The following is a 15,432-nucleotide window of genomic DNA, read 5'->3' as shown; positions in this document are numbered from 1 at the left end:
TTGAACGCATCATTTTTAACAGAAATCATACTCCCACTCGCCCTTGCCCTTATTATGTTTGGCATGGGGCTTGGGCTTACAGTTGGCGACTTTACGCGGCTTTTTAAAAAGCCCTTAGCAATTGCTATGGGCTTACTAGGCCAAATTATTGCCATGCCGCTACTGGCTTTAGGTTTGTGTTATTTACTTAATTTACCCACACCTATAGCAATAGGGTTAATGATTTTAGCCGCGTGCCCAGGTGGTACTATGTCAAACGTAGTGAGCCAGCTGGCAAAGGCTAATTTGGCGCTTTCGGTAAGCTTAACCGCTGCCTCAACCGCTATTAGCATTATTACCACACCGTTTATTATTGGCTTTGCCATGCACCAATTTGCGCCGCAAGACGATGCTAATTTTTCTATATTAACTACATCACTTGGGCTATTTGTAATCACCTTAGTGCCTGTAGCCATAGGGATAAGCCTGCGCCATTTTAAAAGCGAATTTGCGATTAAAAGCGAGCCGTTTTTTAGGCGTTTTTCGTTATTTTTTATGCTCGCCATGATAGCCGCGCTAGTAATAAAAGAACGCGCCTTACTGGCAAGCTCGTTTGATGCTGTATTTTGGGCCTGCCTTGCATTAAATATTGGCTCAATGGTCATTGGCTTGCTCATAGCTAAGCTTTCAAACCTTAATTTGACCGATTCGCTAACACTTGGGATTGAGGTAGGGATTCAAAACGCATCGTTGGCTATTTTAATTGCTATAAGCTTTTTAAATAAGCCCGAATACGCAGTAACGGGCGGTGTATATGGCCTTGCCATGTTTATTGGGCCGCTGTTATTAATTGCTGGGCTTAAGTTTAAAAACAAACGCCTTGTAAACGCTTAAAAAAACAACGCGAAGCGCCAAATTTAGCTCACTAAGTTTGGCGCTTTTATTATAGCTATTAACGTTTAAAAATATGCTGTACTTGCCCGCGTAACCATACTAAAGCGTCGTCTTTATCAGTACTTTGATGCCAATATAAATGCTGATAAATAGCAGGCATAGTGGTGGGTACGGGCCGTGCTATTAGCGTGTCGTCTAGCAGTTGGCTTGCCACCATAGAGGGCAGGGTGAGTAAAAATGGCGCGTCTTTTATTACCTCTTTCGCGGCAAAATAATTTTGACAACGTATAGCCACCTGCCTATTAAAACTCAATTGCAATAACGCAATATCTTCAATAACAGTACCGGTTGCCCGGTTAGATACCGCAACATGCTTAGCCGCTAAATAATTGTCTATATTGAGTTGGTTTTTAAGCGGGTGGTTTTTTTTCATGAGTACACAAAAGTGATCACTTGAGAGAACAGCGTGGCTAATGGGCGCTTTTATTGGCCGTGCTATATCAATTGCCATATCTATTTGATGATTAGCTAATTGCTTATGCATATCTTCACGGCTTAATTTTACGCTCGCTAAGCTTGCATTGGGAGCATGTTTTGCCAGTGCAAGTTGCAATTTAGGCAAAACAATAGGCTCTATTGCATCGTGCAGGGCTATTTTAAAGGTTTGTGCAGTGGTCGCTAAATTAAAATCACCGCAGGCTTGTAGCACCTGGCGTAATTTTTCGAGTAAATCTATTAGCTCGGGTGCCATACGTTGGCACGCAGGGGTGGGCAGCATTAATTGCCCTTGGCGCTCAAATAACGGATCGTTTAATACACTGCGCAAACGTTTTATAGCATGGCTGACTGCTGAGGGCGTTATGTATAGCACCTTTGCGGTTTCGCTCATGTTTTTTTCACGGTATAGACATTCAAATATTTTAAGTAAATTTAAATCTAACTGCTGAATATTTTTAGCTTCAATCATTATTACCCGCTCACATTATGAATGTAATTCACACTTAACTGGTAATATATTTCATTTAATTCATTGGGGCGAATGTTTTATGCTGGGTTAACTAAAAAATAAACAGGCAACCCTAATGAACTTTGAGCCAAGCCAAAAAAGCCAAGACTACCTAAAGCTTGTAACCGCCTTTATGGATGAGCACGTATTGCCTATTGAGCAAGCAGTAGTTGCGCATAACCATGCTAAAAATAATTCAAACGATTGGACCACTTGGCAACTAAGTGAGCACATTGAGCCATTAAAAACTAAAGCAAAAGCCGCTGGCCTGTGGAACTTATTTTTACCCGATGCAGAACTAGCACAAGGCTTAACCTGCTTAGAGTACGCCCCTATTGCAGAGCAAATGGGTAAATGCTTATTTGCATCAGAAATATTTAATTGTAATGCCCCCGACACCGGCAATATGGAAGTGCTTTATCATTTTGCAAACGATGAGCAAAAACAGCAGTGGTTAACCCCATTATTAAATGGCGATATTCGCTCAGTATTTGCCATGACTGAGCCCGATGTCGCTTCATCAGATGCGACAAACATGCAAGCAACCATAGATGTTGATGGCGACGAGCTTATTTTAAATGGCACAAAGTGGTGGACCACCGGCCTTGGTCATCCTAATGCACAGGTGGCTATTTTTATGGGGCTTTCTAACCCCGAAAACGATAAACACAGCCAGCATTCAATGGTACTTGTGCCGCTAAACACACCCGGTGTAAACATTAAGCGTATGCTAAGTGCCTGTGGCGATTTTGATGCCCCCTACGGCCACGGCGAAATGGAATTTAATAACGTACGCGTACCAAAACAAAATCTTATTTTAGGGTTAGGCAAAGGCTTTGCCATTGCACAAGGGCGCTTGGGGCCTGGGCGAATTCATCATTGTATGCGCGCAATTGGCGCAGCAGAGCGCTGTTTAGAGCTCATGATTAAACGCGGGCTGTCGCGCAGTGCTTTTGGTAAACCGTTACTTAAATTAGGCGGTAATTTAGAACGCGTTGCGCAAGCGCGTATGGCAATAGATCAAGCCCGTTTATTAACCCTGCACGCGGCATGGAAAATAGACACTCAAGGCGTTAAACACGCCATAACCGAAATATCGAGCATAAAAGTAGTCGTGCCTAATATGCTGCAAATGGTCTCAGATATGGCAATACAAGTGTTTGGGGGCGCTGGGGTGTCGAGCGACTTTCCTATTGCCTCGTTTAATGCAATGGGGCGTATTTTACGCCTTGCAGATGGCCCAGACGAAGTACATATGGGCATGGTTTCGCGCCTCGAACTTAACAAATACCGCTAAGGCAACACCATGAAAACACGACTAATAATAACAGGTGGAGCCACAGGGCTGGGTAAAGCGTTAGCCCTGAGTTACGCAAGTAATTTGGGCGCTAACTTACAAATTTGTATTGCCGATATAAACGCCGAGCGTGCAGCCATAACCATTAGTGAGCTGCAAGCACTAAAAAGCAATGCCTTTTTTTACGCCTGCGATGTAACCAAGCAAGCAGATGTAAAGGGGCTTTACGATATTATCCAGACCAAGTGGCAGGGCGTAGATATTGTTATAAATAACGCAGGCGTTGCCACGGGCGGCTCGCTTGAGGGCGAATCGCTTGAGCAATGGCAGTGGGTTATGGATATTAATTTGCTCTCTATGGTGCGGGTGTGCCAAACGTTTTACCCCGCCTTTGTGCAACAAGGCGGTGGCTACTTTATTAATATAGCCTCACAAGCAGGGCTTACCCCTATTCCGTTTATGAGCAGTTATAACGCCGTAAAAGCGGCGGTTATAGGCTTTAGCGAAACCCTAAAGCTCGAACTCGCCCACGATAATATAGATGTAAGTGTTGTGTGCCCGAGCTTTTTTAAAACCAATCTTGATGAATCCATGCGCACCAGCGAGCCGGCCATGAAAACCATGCTTAACCGTGCCTTTGAGCGCTCCCCCATAAACGCAGAGCAAGTTGCCGATATTATTTATCAGCAGTCGCTTAACCGCCCATTTTTAATTTTGACCCATAAATTAGGTAAACAGGCCTTTTTAATGAAAAAACTACTCCCCATTGAGTGGTACATTAAAAACATGCTGAAAAAAACACGCTCTATGCAACGTTTAAAATCAAAATAATAAAGGCTAGCAATGAACACACAATTATTAGATCAAGCCAAAAACGTACGCCAAGGCGAAGAGCTCGACACACAAAAAGTAGATGCCTGGCTTAAACAGCACCTTACACAGTTAACTGGCGAGCCAAGTGTTACTCAATACGCAGGGGGGGCATCAAACTGGACCTACTGCCTAGAGTACCCAGAGCAATCGCTTATTTTACGCCGTGCGCCCAAAGGCACCAAAGCCAAAGGCGCACACGATATGGCCCGTGAATATAAGCTGCAGCAAGCGCTAAAACCAGTTTACAGCTATGTGCCAAATATGGAGGCGTTTTGCGACGATGAAAACATACTCGGCACCGACTTTTACATTATGGAAAAGCTTACGGGGATAATTCCGCGTAAAAATTTACCACGCGGATTAACCCCCACGCCCGAGCGCACCAAAAAGCTGTGCGAAAACGTACTCGACTGCCTAGTAGAGTTACACAAAGTAGATTACAAGCAGGCCAATTTAAGCCATTTAGGCAAAGGCGAAGGCTACACCCAGCGCCAAATTAGCGGCTGGAGCGAGCGCTTTACTAAAGCCAAAACTTGGAATGTACCCAGCGGCAAAAAAGTCATTAAGTGGCTTGAAAACAACATGCCAAGTAACGAGCGTATTTGCATAACACATAACGATTTTAGGTTTGATAACGTTGTGCTTGATGCAAACGACTACACCAACGTACTGGGTATTTTAGATTGGGAACTTGCCACCCTTGGCGACCCACTTATGGATTTGGGCAATACATTGGCTTACTGGGTAGAGCCAGGAGATGACTTTTTAGCCCAAGCCACGCGCCGTCAACCCACTCACTTAGAGGGCATGCTAACGCGCAAAGAAGTGGTGGCCTACTACTGTAAAAAAATGAATATAACCGTAGATGACTTTACCTTTTACGAAGTGTACGGGCTATTTAGACTTGCCGGCATTGTGCAGCAAATTTATTACCGCTATCACCATGGGCAAACTAAAAACCCAGCCTTTAAACACTTTTGGGTGTTTGTACATTACCTTTTATGGCGCTGTAAAAAAGCCATTAACAACCAAGGTAAAGTCTAATGTGTATTTTATATTTAGTACGCCACGGGCAGGCCAGTTTTTCGGCTGATAATTACGATACGCTCTCAACAAAAGGGCAACAGCAAGCCACACTACTGGGTGAATATTTAGCACAAAAGCAGCTTAAGCCCGATGCTGTATTTGCAGGCAGTATGCTGCGCCATAATCAAACCGCAGAGCTGAGTTTAGCAAGTGCTAATAATACGCCAGTGGTAATAAACGATGCGCGATTAAACGAGTACGATCACGAACATATTTTAGCGGTTTATAACCCACAGCTTGCCACCCCAAGCCAAGTTCGCGCGGCACTTAGCAAGCAAGCCGAGCCTATGGAATACTTTAAAACGGTATTTATTAGCGCCATACAGCAATGGGTACTCAATCCCGACAGCACTCAATATAACGAAAGCTTTAATGCATTTACTGCGCGTGTACTTGGCGCGCTTGAACAAATAGCCAATGAAAACCACGGTAAAAAGGTACTTATTTATACCTCTGGCGGGCCTATTAGCATTATAACCAGCCATTTAATGGGGCTAAAGCTCGAGCGCTTTATTGATATTAATTGGAGCTTAGTAAACGCAGGCGTAACCAAAGTAGTGGCGCGCGGCAAAGGAAAAAATCAAAAATTAACGATAAGTAGTTTAAACGAGCATCACTTTTTAGAGTGCCACCCACAACAAAAATTAATTACATACACCTAAGGATCTAATTATGCGCAAAAACATACTAATAACAGGTGCAAGTTCAGGCTTAGGCAAAGGCATGGCAAAAGAGTTTGCAAAACAAGGTTGTAATCTTGCTTTATGTGCTCGGCGCTTTGAGCTATTAGAGCAGCTAAAAAGTGAGCTTGAACAAATAAACCCAAATATAACCATTAGCATAAAAGTGCTTGATGTTAACGACCACGAGCAAGTATTTAGCGTATTTAACGCCTTTAAAGAAGAGCTTAACGGCCTTGATAGAGTGATTATAAACGCTGGTATGGGCAAAGGAGCCTCTATTGGTACGGGTTATTTTAATGCCAACAAACAAACCGCACAAACTAACTTTGTGGCCGCACTTGCGCAAGCTGAGGCCGCAATGGAAATTTTTAGAGCGCAAAACCATGGTCATTTAGTGACTATTTCATCTATTAGTGCTGTACGTGGTTTTAGGCGCGCCATGACCGTTTACGCCGCCACTAAAGCGGCTATTACCTCATTAAGTGAAGGCATACGCATAGATGTAATGCACACGCCTATAAAAGTAAGCTGTGTACATCCAGGTTTTATAAGAAGCGAAATAAACGAAAAAGTAAAAACAGTGCCGTTTATTGTTGATACCGAAACTGGCTGCAAAGCACTGGTAAAAGCAATAAATAAAGAAAAAGCCAACAGCTTTGTGCCAAGCTGGCCGTGGGCATTCCTGCATTGGATTTTACGAATAGCACCGCTGAGTACAATTCGTAAAATGTCGTAAGGTTTTTAAATTTTAGGCATTAAAAAAGGTGGCAAATGCCACCCTTTATGTACGTGTTTACTTAACCTACGTTTAGGTTATTTGTAAAATTATAGTAGTGCAAAAATCTTTTGCAGCTGTGGCATGTACTCGCTCACAAGCTCAAGGTTGTTTTCGCTTACTAATGGGTCTGTAGATTCTTCAGCCGCGCTTGAAGCCTTACCAAACGAGCCCATTAACGAGCTAGCGTCACTGCTTTTAGCACTTTTAAGGCTTTGCAGGCCACTCATTACTTTATTTGCTGTTTCTTGGTTTTCAGCTGAAAGACCCGACTTAAGGTTTTCGATGTAAGCCATAGATACTTCTGAGCCAACAGATACTAACTCTTCCGGCGAAAAACCGTAACGGTTAGTAATATCGGCAAAGCTTTTATATAAGCCTTGCTCTTTAATCATGCTTAATGCGCTATTAGCAAGAGAGCTTTGCTCTTCAACATTTTGATCAGCAGAGCCACCTAGCATGCTTGCTAAATCTAGGTTTTTTAACGAATCTTGGCTGCTAGCCCAGCTAGAAACAGCCGGCAGTGCTTTCATGTAGCTTTGTAATTGGCCTTCGCTAATATCTTCAGCAAGGCTTGAAAAACTCATTGCTAATAAGCTAAGTGATAAAATTATTTTTTTCATTGGGCGTTTCCTATTATTTAATTAAAGCCATTAAAAACTAAATGTAAGCGCTTGCCAATACATAACTAAAGTATTAGGTGTATTTAGGCTATAAAGTAGTATAAATACTTTAAAGTTCTATAACTTAAGCTGATTCAGCACAAATATAGTTACAAATGTTATACTGCATTTTTGTCGATAAGAGCTGAACGTAATGTTAACTATTTCAAATACTGTCACTATAGATGAATGGGAACTAGAGCTAACTGCTATACGTTCGCAAGGTGCCGGTGGCCAAAACGTTAACAAAGTAGCCAGCGCCATTCATTTACGCTTTGATATTAACCGCTCAAAGTTACCCGATTTTTACAAAGAACGTCTATTAAAGCTAAACGACTCTCGGATCACCAAAGAGGGCGTGGTGGTAATTAAAGCCCAAAGCTTTCGCACCCAAGAGCTTAACCGAGAAGATGCACTAAAACGTTTAAAAGATTTAATTTTAAGTGCAACCAAGGTAAATAAAGCCCGCCGCGCAACCAAGCCAAGCCGTAACTCGCAGCGCAAGCGCATGGATAAAAAAACCAAACATGGGCAAACCAAAGCTCTGCGCGGTAACATTAAGTTATAACTCATTAAGTTTATAAGGCTTTACAGTGAAGTATGCTTAATTTACGCCTACAGCTAATAGTTAACCGTAGGCGTAAGTGGGTTATTCGTAGGTATGATGGCGGGTGGCACTAAAGCGATTTAATATATGATGCATTACATACACCGCAGATAAACTGGCCACAATAGCCACCGCAACAGAGCTAAAGCGATACATGGCGCTATAAACAAGGTCTTGCCCGGGGCCTAGTGAGTTGCCAAACAAAATACCAAACGTGGTTAACACACCAAATCCTATGCCCGGTGCGCCGCCGCCAATAATATGAAAACGGCTAAATACAAACGATAACGTCCACAGTATAAGCACCGGAAACAATAAAAAGTCAGAGTGATTATACAATAACACTTGCGCCAACAGCGCAGCATTACAGCCAATTAATGTACCAATAGCGCGCTGCCAACCGGCCATACCTGCGGCTTTCCAGCACAGCGAAAACAAAATTAATACCGATGAGGCTTGCGCCGATATTGAATCTTGTAAATCGAGGACTTGAAACGCCACAAACGAAAGCGTAGCAACCGTTGCGCATAATAATACCTCATGGCGAATGCTTTCTTTGGCTTTAGCGGGTACCGCCCTCACGGCACGCGCGGTTACATCGGGAAAAACACCATGCATAACAAACGCTATAACAATAGAGAGAACAGTAGCCAAACCATTACTTAAAATAAGCGGGTATACACTACTTGTACCGGTTACATAGCTTGAAAAGTGCAGCTGAATCGACAACCCAACCACGCCTAGTGCGCCAAATAAAAAAGCCGCACCTGAGCTCATTTGATAAAACAAAAAGCAAAACGCTAAAAATACGATAATGGTCATCAGTACCGGAAGGTGCGAAAACAAGCCCTGCATAATTAAAACCATTGGAATACTAATAGCGGCACTGGCTAAAAACTGGCGCACAATGCTTTTATTTAACACCGGCACTAAACCAAGTAGCAACATAGGGTAAACAGTAAAAAATATACCGTATGGCCAGTTCATTAATTTACTAATAGTAAACCCTATGGTGCAACCACCGGCAATGCGCAGCGCTTGGCGTAAACCGTTTGAGTCTAATTGCGGTGCTTGGCTAACAGCTTGAGTCATACGGCCTCCATTAATAAATGTAGTGTAGCCAGCTAATAAACCTAATTTGAGCCGATGCTAACCATTGCCCAATTGTTGACTCTGGCAATAGTTGCACAGTGGCACGGGCACCACTTGGCATATTAGCAATTAATTTAGCGTTATCTGGCATCACTAAATGAATACGCTGGCGCTGAGCGTCGCGCACCCAACGATTACTGGTTTCGGTACTACTAAGCGAGCCATTTGCACTGAGTTGCCCATCGCTTACGCCTGCCTCAAACGTGCTTATATGCGCGTTGTAAACCTCACCTGGGCGGCTATCAAATACCACTTGCGCCAAACTACCTGGTTTCATATTGAGTAATGATTTTTCTCTAAAATCGGCAACAAGGTCGGCCTTATTAGCCACAATTGCTAAAAGCGGGCTACCCGTTACCGCATATGCACCATCAAGTAGTTGTAAGTTAGAAACCACACCAGCGCTTAGCGCACGTACTTGGGTGTACGATAAGTTAAGCTCGGCTTGTGCTAATTGGTTTGCAGCATGGCGAAGCGCTAAGTTTTGCGCGCCGCTTTCGCCACGGGCAAGTACTGCTTCTGCCAATTGCGCTTCTAATGAGGCGACATTTGATTTACTTGCTTCAAAGTTAGCTTTAATACTTTCAAGCTCTTGCTCTGAAATAGAGCGCTGCTTAAATAATGCTTCGCCACGGTTATTTAGTAATTGCTGTTCGTGCAGCTTTGCCTTGGCCGCCGAAATTTGCGCCTCCAGTGCTTTTACATTGGTATCTAAACGTTTGTTTTGTAATTTAGCGTCGTCAAGGGCGAGCTGTGCCTGCTCTAGCGCTAATTTATACGGGCCTGAGTCTATTTCAAACAATACATCGCCAGCTTTTACGGTTTGATTATTATTAACCAATACCTTAGTAACACGGCCACTTATTTGCGGGGCAATTTGCACCACAGGATGATAAACCCGCGCTTGCGGCGTTACCGGCATAAACATGTCGGCGATTAAATAGTAAATAAATATAACAACAAAACCCGCTAACGAAAGCCTTACATAACGAGTAAATTTTTGATCTGGTGTCATTGTGTCTCTTACTCTTTACTTTGATTTTTAATACAGTTTAGTGCGTTTTTTTCCATATTGACGATGCCATAAGCAAGCGCATCGAGTTGCTGTGTGCTTAGCCCGCTGTATAGCTGGCTTTTAATATCAATGAGTTTTTCGTTTAGCGACTGTAAAATTGCCCCACCTTGCTCGGTAAAGTAAATTTTTTTACTGCGTTTATCGTGCTCATCAACTTTACGGGTAATTAAAAGCTGATCTTCTAATTGCTTTAATGTGCGGGTAAGCGAGGGCATTTCTATTCCTAAACTCTGCGCAAGCTCAAGCTGTGTTATGCCCTCGCCCAACATATTTATATGGGTTAGTGCCGTCCAGCGCGATTGCGTAAGCCCTAAAGGTTCTACAGCTAAAGTGATGGCCTCGCGGCACAGCCTATGAACCCGCCCCATGTTACCAATAATGGTTAAATCGAGCGTTTCGTGAAAAGGTTTTTGAGTAGTCATAACCACCTCAAATTAGTTAGCATGCTAAGTATTTTAACATTAGTTAGCGTGCTAAGTAAATATTGAGGGGTGTTGCAAATAAAAAAAGCCCCAAAACTGGGGCTACATAAATTTGTGGATTTAAAAATTAAGGAGGTTAGCAGGGGAGTACTGATCGGTAAGCACTTTTGTATTGGCAGGCCAATCTTGCTTGTTTTTGGTACTTTGCATATAGGTACTAATTGCTTTTAAATCTACATCGTATTTTTTTAAACGCGGGTTAAGTGCTTTAATTCGCTGATTAATTTGCGCCTCAGTAGGCATAGAGTTTACACCCGCCAAAATAATACGGTTAGAGCGATTAGCACGGCTTACGTTAATAAAATCGCCAAACACGGCGTGGTAAGTTGCCGACTCATGCTCGTATAATTTACTGCTCGAAAACGTATTAGCGGCAATTACACCGCCATCGGCCAATACGCTTTTTACCTCTTCAAAAAACTCTTTGGTGAGTAAGTGCTCAGGAATATAATCGCCGTTAAACGCATCAAGAATAACCCAATCGTACTTTTGCTTTTTAATGGCTGCGCGCTTTATAAATATACGCCCGTCTTGCACGCTTGAGGTGACTGCATCATTTTCTATAAAGTTAAAATAGTTACGGGCTACTTTTAAAACGGCGGGATCTATTTCAACATTATGAATTTTAGCTGCAGGGTAAAGCGCATGAATGACATTAGAAAGCGTACCGCCACCTAGGCCAATAATAAGCACATTTTTAGGGTTATCGGTTACTAAAAGGCTGGCAAACGTAAGTTTTGTGTAGTTAAAAACCAGTTTGTCGGGGTTGTTTTTGTACATACAGCTTTGGCTGGTTTGGCTACTTTTTGTATTAAATTTTAAGCAGCGAAGGTCATGTGTTTCATCAACAATAATATTGCGATATAAAGAACGCTCCTCGTGCACTACATTACTGTGCGCCGCAACCGAAAACAGTACCGCTAAAAATAATAAACAGTTACGCATGGGCAAGCTCCTTATTACCAGCAAGGCTATTAACAGTAATTGCCAGCACACCTAACAGGCCCAAGGTTAACGAAAAGGCACTTATAATGGTATTTACATCAAACGCCAATACAAAGTAAAACGAGGTAATAATAGTCCCTAAGGCGCTGCCCAACGTGCTTACAAAATATAAAATACCCGCAACTTGGCCACTTTTATGGCTGTCGGTGACTAATAAACGCACCGAGTAAGGCGAGATCATACCTAAAATAACGGTAGGAATAAAAAACAAAGCCGTAGAGGCAAGTAACGAGCCGTAGCGTGTATCTTCAATGTGGGTAAAAATAAATTCCATTATTGGCTGCGAAAAAAGCGCAATAGGCACCACCATAATACTGGCAGTTAAAAATATTAAGCCATATTTTGTAAGCGATGCATTTTTAGTACTTAGCTTACCGCCGAGTAAATACCCAAAAGAAAGGCTAAGCATAAATACGGTAATTATGCTGCCCCAAATGTGCACACTACTGCCAAAAAAAGGCGCTAAAATACGCCCGCCTAATAGCTCAATTCCCATAATGCAAAAGCCACTGCAAAAGGCTAAAAAATAGACTAACGCGTTTGTTTTTATACTCATGTAATTATCGTTATGTAACCTAAAGAGATCTCCATACTAACGTGATGACAGGGCAGTCGCTAGTGCATTAATTAATCGCTCTGTGATTTTTTAAAAAGTTGTTTTGTTATAAAGTAACACATGTTAAACTTGTTGTTATAATATAACACCTTCGATTTCCCTATTATCATGAAGTATTCTTTAATTTATTTAGCCTGCTTAGGCTTAAGTGCGCAAACAGTGGCGCAAGAGCAAAACGACGAAATTGAAAAAATATCGGTTACTTATAAACAAGCATACCGTGGCGATATTCCTCAAAAGCAAATGCCGCAATCTATTGTAAGTGTTAGTAGTGCTGCGCTTGATCAAAAAGGCATTACTAAATTACAAGACGCGCTCGATTTTTCGGCCAGTATTTCGCGCAAAAATAACAGTGGCGCATTATGGGATAGCTTTTCTATTCGGGGCCTTTCGGGTAACGAAAACATGCCATCGGGCTATTTAATTAATGGCTTTAGCGGTGGCCGTGGTTTTAGCGGCCCGCGTGATGTATCTAACATTGATTACATTGAAGTACTAAAAGGCCCGGGCTCAGCACTTTATGGGCGCTCAGAGCCCGGCGGTACTGTAAATATTGTGACTAAAAAACCTCAGTTTGAGCCGCAAGGTGAGCTAAAACTAAGCTTAGGCAGCGACAGTTTTAATCGCGTTGAAGGCGATTACACAAACGGCATTAACGACACCACCGCGTTTAGAATAAATGGCGCGTGGCAAGATAGCGACAGCTACCGCGATGAGGTGTACACCAATAAAAAGGTAATTACGCCGTCTATTTATCATCAAATAAACGCATCAACCAGTGTGACTTATGAGTTTGAATACGTAGATTTAGCGCAGTTATTTGACCGTGGTGTTGTCGTACTCGATAACGATTTTGACACCGTACCAAGCTCGCGTTATTTAGGTAACCCTAACGATGGCGACACGCAGGTGTATTCGCGCGGGCACCAAATTACTTTAAATCACGATATTAACGATGAATGGTCGTTAGTGGCCGGTGCAAACTACCGTAGCTCTACGTTAACGGGGTTTTCGTCAGATGCTGAGCTTTCGCCATCGCGCCAATCGCTATTTGATGATGGCCGCACACTTACTCGCCAGCAGCGTTATCGCGACTACGAAGTAGAAGATTTAAGTGTAAAGTTTGAGCTAAGCGGCAGTGTAGACACAGCCGGTATTACGCATCATTTATTAATAGGTGCCGATGCATACAAGTACGATTTACGTACAGCGCTTTCTCGCTATCGAGGCGGTAACGGCACTTATACCGTTGATATTTTTGAGCCAAATTACGATGTAGAACGCCCAGCAGTAAGCCTGCTTTACGAAAACGACGAAGAGCAAAAGGCGTACGGTATTTATGTTCAAGACCAAATGGATATTACCGACAAATTTAAGCTATTAGTGGGCCTAAGGTTTGACAGCGTTGACCAAGATATTTTAGAAACCAACAGCGGCGTGTTTTCGACCAGCTCTGAAAGCCAAGTAAGCCCTCGTGTTGGCGTAGTGTACGAGCTAAATAACGCAATCACTTTTTACAGCAGTTACTCAGAAGGCTTTTTACCACTGAGCGGCACAGATGCAAGCGGCGACCCCTTTGGCTTTGAATACAGTGACTCGTTTGAGGTTGGCGCTAAGTTTGAATACTTAGGCATAAACGGTACTGTGGCATTTTTTGATGCGTCTAAAAGTAACATGTTAGTGGCAGACCCTGTAAACGTTGGTTTTTCAGCGCCTATTGGTAAAGCCGATAGTAAAGGGTTTGAGCTTGATTTAAACACCTATATTACTGATGCAACGGCGTTTAACTTATCGTACGCCTACATAGACGCCACCACTGCAAACGACATTATAAATGCAGATTGGGGCGTGCCAATTGAAAAAGGCAGCCCGCTGGTTAATGTACCAAAAAATAACTTAAACCTTACGCTTAGCCACCAAACAGCGTTAATGGGTAAAGAGCTTGAGTTTGGTGCAAGCTACCAATACACCAGCAGCCGTTTAGGTGATGCCGCCGATTTAAGCTTTAGGTTACCGAGCTACCAATTAGTAGGCGTGTTTGGCAACGTTAACTTAACCGAGCAAACCGAGCTTAATATAAGTGTTAATAACATTTTTGATGAAGATTACGCCGAAAGCAGCTACAACGCTTTATGGGTTTACCCAGGCGCGCCAACTCAATTTAAAATGTCGCTAGCGTATAACTTTTAATAGCTAGCAAATTAAAGTTTTCATCCTAAAGCGTCTTAATGTAGTGGTTAAGGCGCTTTATATTTTTAAGCCCATTTATAAAGTGTGCATAAGTTTATTAAGCCAACCATCGGCCTTTGAAGGTTTGTATACCATTACAATGCTTTCACTGTAGTGACTGTTAACCCCCTTTACAGTTAATTTTGTAAGCCCTAAATCGTCAATCACAAAGTTAGGTAAATACGCCAACGCCAAGCCACTTTGAACCACCTCTATTAATGTACTGTAATCGCTACATCTAAATACAATATTGCGCGGTGCAGTATCGTCTTGCCAGCCGTCGGAACCTATACCTTGCTCGAGGCCGCACAGTGGTGAAAACAAAGGGCATGCAAAAGCAAGCTCTAGTAATTGGTTTTTATTAAGCGTTAAAGAGCCAGTTTGTACTAGCTGATGCGCAGCGGCCCCAGCCACACTAAACCCAGTATTAAATACATCAACCGCCACTAAATTAGTATGTGAACTGTTATTTAGTGCCTCGCGAGTTACTAGCGCAATATGCGCAGCGCCTGATGCAACTTGGCTTATGGCTTCACCTTCAAATACATTATTAATACGTACCGAACAGGGCAGGTTTCTAAGAGGGGTAAGTAACTTTTTAAGGCCACTTTTAAGTAAAATTGCAGGGCCTGCAATAACTGCATTAAATTTATGATTATCGCTTTTAAAACGGCTAATAAGCTGCTGGTAATTATGTACTAAATCACTACTGTGCTTAACAAACTCTTTGCCTTTATCATTAAGTACTAAGGTTTTGCCCACACGATTAAACAGCTCCGTGGCTAAGTTTGCCTCAACCTTTTTTAGCGTTTTAGACAGCGCCCCTGGGGTAATATTAAAATGCTTAGCGGTTGTGTGCAGGTTTTGCGAACTCGCCATATGAATTACTTTTTCAATGTCATCTAAATGCATAGCGCCAAACCATATTGATTAAAAGGAAACAGCTAATAACTTATTATCGATTATTTATACATATAAATCAGCTTATAGTGACGCTATATTTATTTTTGA

16 protein-coding genes are annotated in these 15,432 nt (G+C 42.5%); 8 read left to right on the top strand and 8 right to left on the bottom strand.

The window, feature by feature from the left end; translation table 11 throughout:
- Positions 1-873: a bile acid:sodium symporter family protein gene (locus OIZ54_RS05875; protein WP_054982042.1), complete on the top strand. Its 873-nt coding sequence runs from the start codon at positions 1-3 to the stop codon at positions 871-873.
- Between the two features lie 58 nt (positions 874-931).
- Here the strand turns inward: OIZ54_RS05875 and OIZ54_RS05870 are convergent, their stop codons facing one another.
- Complete coding sequence (locus OIZ54_RS05870; protein ID WP_138579633.1) at positions 932-1,840, bottom strand: LysR family transcriptional regulator; 909 nt, start codon at positions 1,838-1,840, stop codon at positions 932-934.
- A gap of 115 nt (positions 1,841-1,955) precedes the next feature.
- Between OIZ54_RS05870 and OIZ54_RS05865 the strand changes: the two genes are divergently transcribed.
- The 5 genes from OIZ54_RS05865 to OIZ54_RS05845 are packed head-to-tail and all read left to right on the top strand — an operon-like array spanning position 1,956 to position 6,554.
- Positions 1,956-3,176, top strand: a complete 1,221-nt coding sequence (locus OIZ54_RS05865) for an acyl-CoA dehydrogenase family protein (protein WP_264389968.1) — start codon at positions 1,956-1,958, stop codon at positions 3,174-3,176.
- Positions 3,177-3,185: 9 nt separating this feature from the next.
- A complete protein-coding gene (locus OIZ54_RS05860; protein ID WP_264389967.1) occupies positions 3,186-4,007 on the top strand; it encodes an SDR family oxidoreductase in 822 nt (273 codons plus the stop codon).
- Between the two features lie 12 nt (positions 4,008-4,019).
- A complete protein-coding gene (locus tag OIZ54_RS05855; protein ID WP_264389966.1) occupies positions 4,020-5,093 on the top strand; it encodes a phosphotransferase family protein in 1,074 nt (357 codons plus the stop codon).
- Positions 5,093-5,797: a histidine phosphatase family protein gene (locus OIZ54_RS05850; protein WP_264389965.1), complete on the top strand. Its 705-nt coding sequence runs from the start codon at positions 5,093-5,095 to the stop codon at positions 5,795-5,797. Before OIZ54_RS05855 ends, OIZ54_RS05850 begins: the two co-directional genes overlap by 1 nt.
- Positions 5,798-5,807: 10 nt before the next feature.
- Positions 5,808-6,554 carry an SDR family oxidoreductase gene (locus tag OIZ54_RS05845; protein WP_170865589.1) on the top strand — a complete coding sequence of 249 codons (747 nt, stop codon included), beginning with the start codon at positions 5,808-5,810 and terminating at the stop codon, positions 6,552-6,554.
- Between the two features lie 89 nt (positions 6,555-6,643).
- Here OIZ54_RS05845 and OIZ54_RS05840 read toward each other — a convergent pair whose 3' ends face one another.
- On the bottom strand, positions 6,644-7,216 hold the full coding sequence (locus tag OIZ54_RS05840; RefSeq protein ID WP_264389964.1) for a short-chain dehydrogenase: 573 nt from the start codon (positions 7,214-7,216) through the stop codon (positions 6,644-6,646).
- 193 nt (positions 7,217-7,409) lie between these two features.
- On the opposite strand from OIZ54_RS05840, the gene arfB reads away from it, so the two are divergent.
- On the top strand, positions 7,410-7,823 hold the full coding sequence (gene arfB, locus OIZ54_RS05835; protein WP_024033019.1) for an alternative ribosome rescue aminoacyl-tRNA hydrolase ArfB: 414 nt from the start codon (positions 7,410-7,412) through the stop codon (positions 7,821-7,823).
- Between the two features lie 81 nt (positions 7,824-7,904).
- On the opposite strand, the gene OIZ54_RS05830 is transcribed toward arfB, so the two are convergent.
- The 5 genes from OIZ54_RS05830 to OIZ54_RS05810 all read right to left on the bottom strand — a co-directional run bounded on the left by OIZ54_RS05830 (position 7,905) and on the right by OIZ54_RS05810 (position 12,132).
- Positions 7,905-8,954, bottom strand: coding sequence for a DUF2955 domain-containing protein (locus OIZ54_RS05830; protein WP_004586263.1), 1,050 nt, complete (start codon positions 8,952-8,954; stop codon positions 7,905-7,907).
- Positions 8,955-8,964: 10 nt separating this feature from the next.
- Entirely contained in the window at positions 8,965-10,029 is a 1,065-nt protein-coding gene (locus tag OIZ54_RS05825) for an HlyD family secretion protein (RefSeq protein ID WP_138579641.1), read from the bottom strand.
- A gap of 8 nt (positions 10,030-10,037) precedes the next feature.
- Positions 10,038-10,511, bottom strand: a complete 474-nt coding sequence (locus OIZ54_RS05820) for a MarR family transcriptional regulator (protein ID WP_024033022.1) — start codon at positions 10,509-10,511, stop codon at positions 10,038-10,040.
- 120 nt (positions 10,512-10,631) lie between these two features.
- Positions 10,632-11,516 (bottom strand): spermidine synthase, encoded by an 885-nt coding sequence (locus OIZ54_RS05815; RefSeq protein WP_264389963.1) that lies wholly within the window; start codon positions 11,514-11,516, stop codon positions 10,632-10,634.
- Positions 11,509-12,132 carry a fused MFS/spermidine synthase gene (locus OIZ54_RS05810; RefSeq protein WP_264389962.1) on the bottom strand — a complete coding sequence of 208 codons (624 nt, stop codon included), beginning with the start codon at positions 12,130-12,132 and terminating at the stop codon, positions 11,509-11,511. The genes OIZ54_RS05815 and OIZ54_RS05810 overlap by 8 nt, the downstream gene beginning before the upstream one ends.
- Before the next feature lie 168 nt (positions 12,133-12,300).
- On the opposite strand from OIZ54_RS05810, the gene OIZ54_RS05805 reads away from it, so the two are divergent.
- Positions 12,301-14,382 (top strand): TonB-dependent siderophore receptor, encoded by a 2,082-nt coding sequence (locus OIZ54_RS05805; RefSeq protein WP_264389961.1) that lies wholly within the window; start codon positions 12,301-12,303, stop codon positions 14,380-14,382.
- Positions 14,383-14,457: 75 nt separating this feature from the next.
- Here the strand turns inward: OIZ54_RS05805 and OIZ54_RS05800 are convergent, their stop codons facing one another.
- Positions 14,458-15,333 carry a LysR family transcriptional regulator gene (locus tag OIZ54_RS05800; protein WP_264389960.1) on the bottom strand — a complete coding sequence of 292 codons (876 nt, stop codon included), beginning with the start codon at positions 15,331-15,333 and terminating at the stop codon, positions 14,458-14,460.
- Positions 15,334-15,432 lie beyond the last annotated feature (99 nt).

This window comes from Pseudoalteromonas sp. A3 (assembly GCF_025942345.1).
Lineage (GTDB): Bacteria > Pseudomonadota > Gammaproteobacteria > Enterobacterales > Alteromonadaceae > Pseudoalteromonas > Pseudoalteromonas atlantica.
The sequence above is the reverse complement of the archived record's forward strand: the minus strand, read 5'-3'. Positions and strand labels throughout refer to the sequence as shown.

Bases quoted from the DNA above. Each gene is read 5' to 3' on its own strand.
- OIZ54_RS05870 (WP_138579633.1), bottom strand. From the start codon at position 1,840: ATGATTGAAGCTAAAAATATTCAGCAGTTAGATTTAAATTTACTTAAA.
- OIZ54_RS05865 (WP_264389968.1), top strand. From the start codon at position 1,956: ATGAACTTTGAGCCAAGCCAAAAAAGCCAAGACTACCTAAAGCTTGTA.
- OIZ54_RS05860 (WP_264389967.1), top strand. From the start codon at position 3,186: ATGAAAACACGACTAATAATAACAGGTGGAGCCACAGGGCTGGGTAAA.
- OIZ54_RS05855 (WP_264389966.1), top strand. From the start codon at position 4,020: ATGAACACACAATTATTAGATCAAGCCAAAAACGTACGCCAAGGCGAA.
- OIZ54_RS05850 (WP_264389965.1), top strand. From the start codon at position 5,093: ATGTGTATTTTATATTTAGTACGCCACGGGCAGGCCAGTTTTTCGGCT.
- OIZ54_RS05845 (WP_170865589.1), top strand. From the start codon at position 5,808: ATGCGCAAAAACATACTAATAACAGGTGCAAGTTCAGGCTTAGGCAAA.
- OIZ54_RS05840 (WP_264389964.1), bottom strand. From the start codon at position 7,216: ATGAAAAAAATAATTTTATCACTTAGCTTATTAGCAATGAGTTTTTCA.
- arfB (WP_024033019.1), top strand. From the start codon at position 7,410: ATGTTAACTATTTCAAATACTGTCACTATAGATGAATGGGAACTAGAG.
- OIZ54_RS05830 (WP_004586263.1), bottom strand. From the start codon at position 8,954: ATGACTCAAGCTGTTAGCCAAGCACCGCAATTAGACTCAAACGGTTTA.
- OIZ54_RS05825 (WP_138579641.1), bottom strand. From the start codon at position 10,029: ATGACACCAGATCAAAAATTTACTCGTTATGTAAGGCTTTCGTTAGCG.
- OIZ54_RS05820 (WP_024033022.1), bottom strand. From the start codon at position 10,511: ATGACTACTCAAAAACCTTTTCACGAAACGCTCGATTTAACCATTATT.
- OIZ54_RS05815 (WP_264389963.1), bottom strand. From the start codon at position 11,516: ATGCGTAACTGTTTATTATTTTTAGCGGTACTGTTTTCGGTTGCGGCG.
- OIZ54_RS05810 (WP_264389962.1), bottom strand. From the start codon at position 12,132: ATGAGTATAAAAACAAACGCGTTAGTCTATTTTTTAGCCTTTTGCAGT.
- OIZ54_RS05805 (WP_264389961.1), top strand. From the start codon at position 12,301: ATGAAGTATTCTTTAATTTATTTAGCCTGCTTAGGCTTAAGTGCGCAA.
- OIZ54_RS05800 (WP_264389960.1), bottom strand. From the start codon at position 15,333: ATGCATTTAGATGACATTGAAAAAGTAATTCATATGGCGAGTTCGCAA.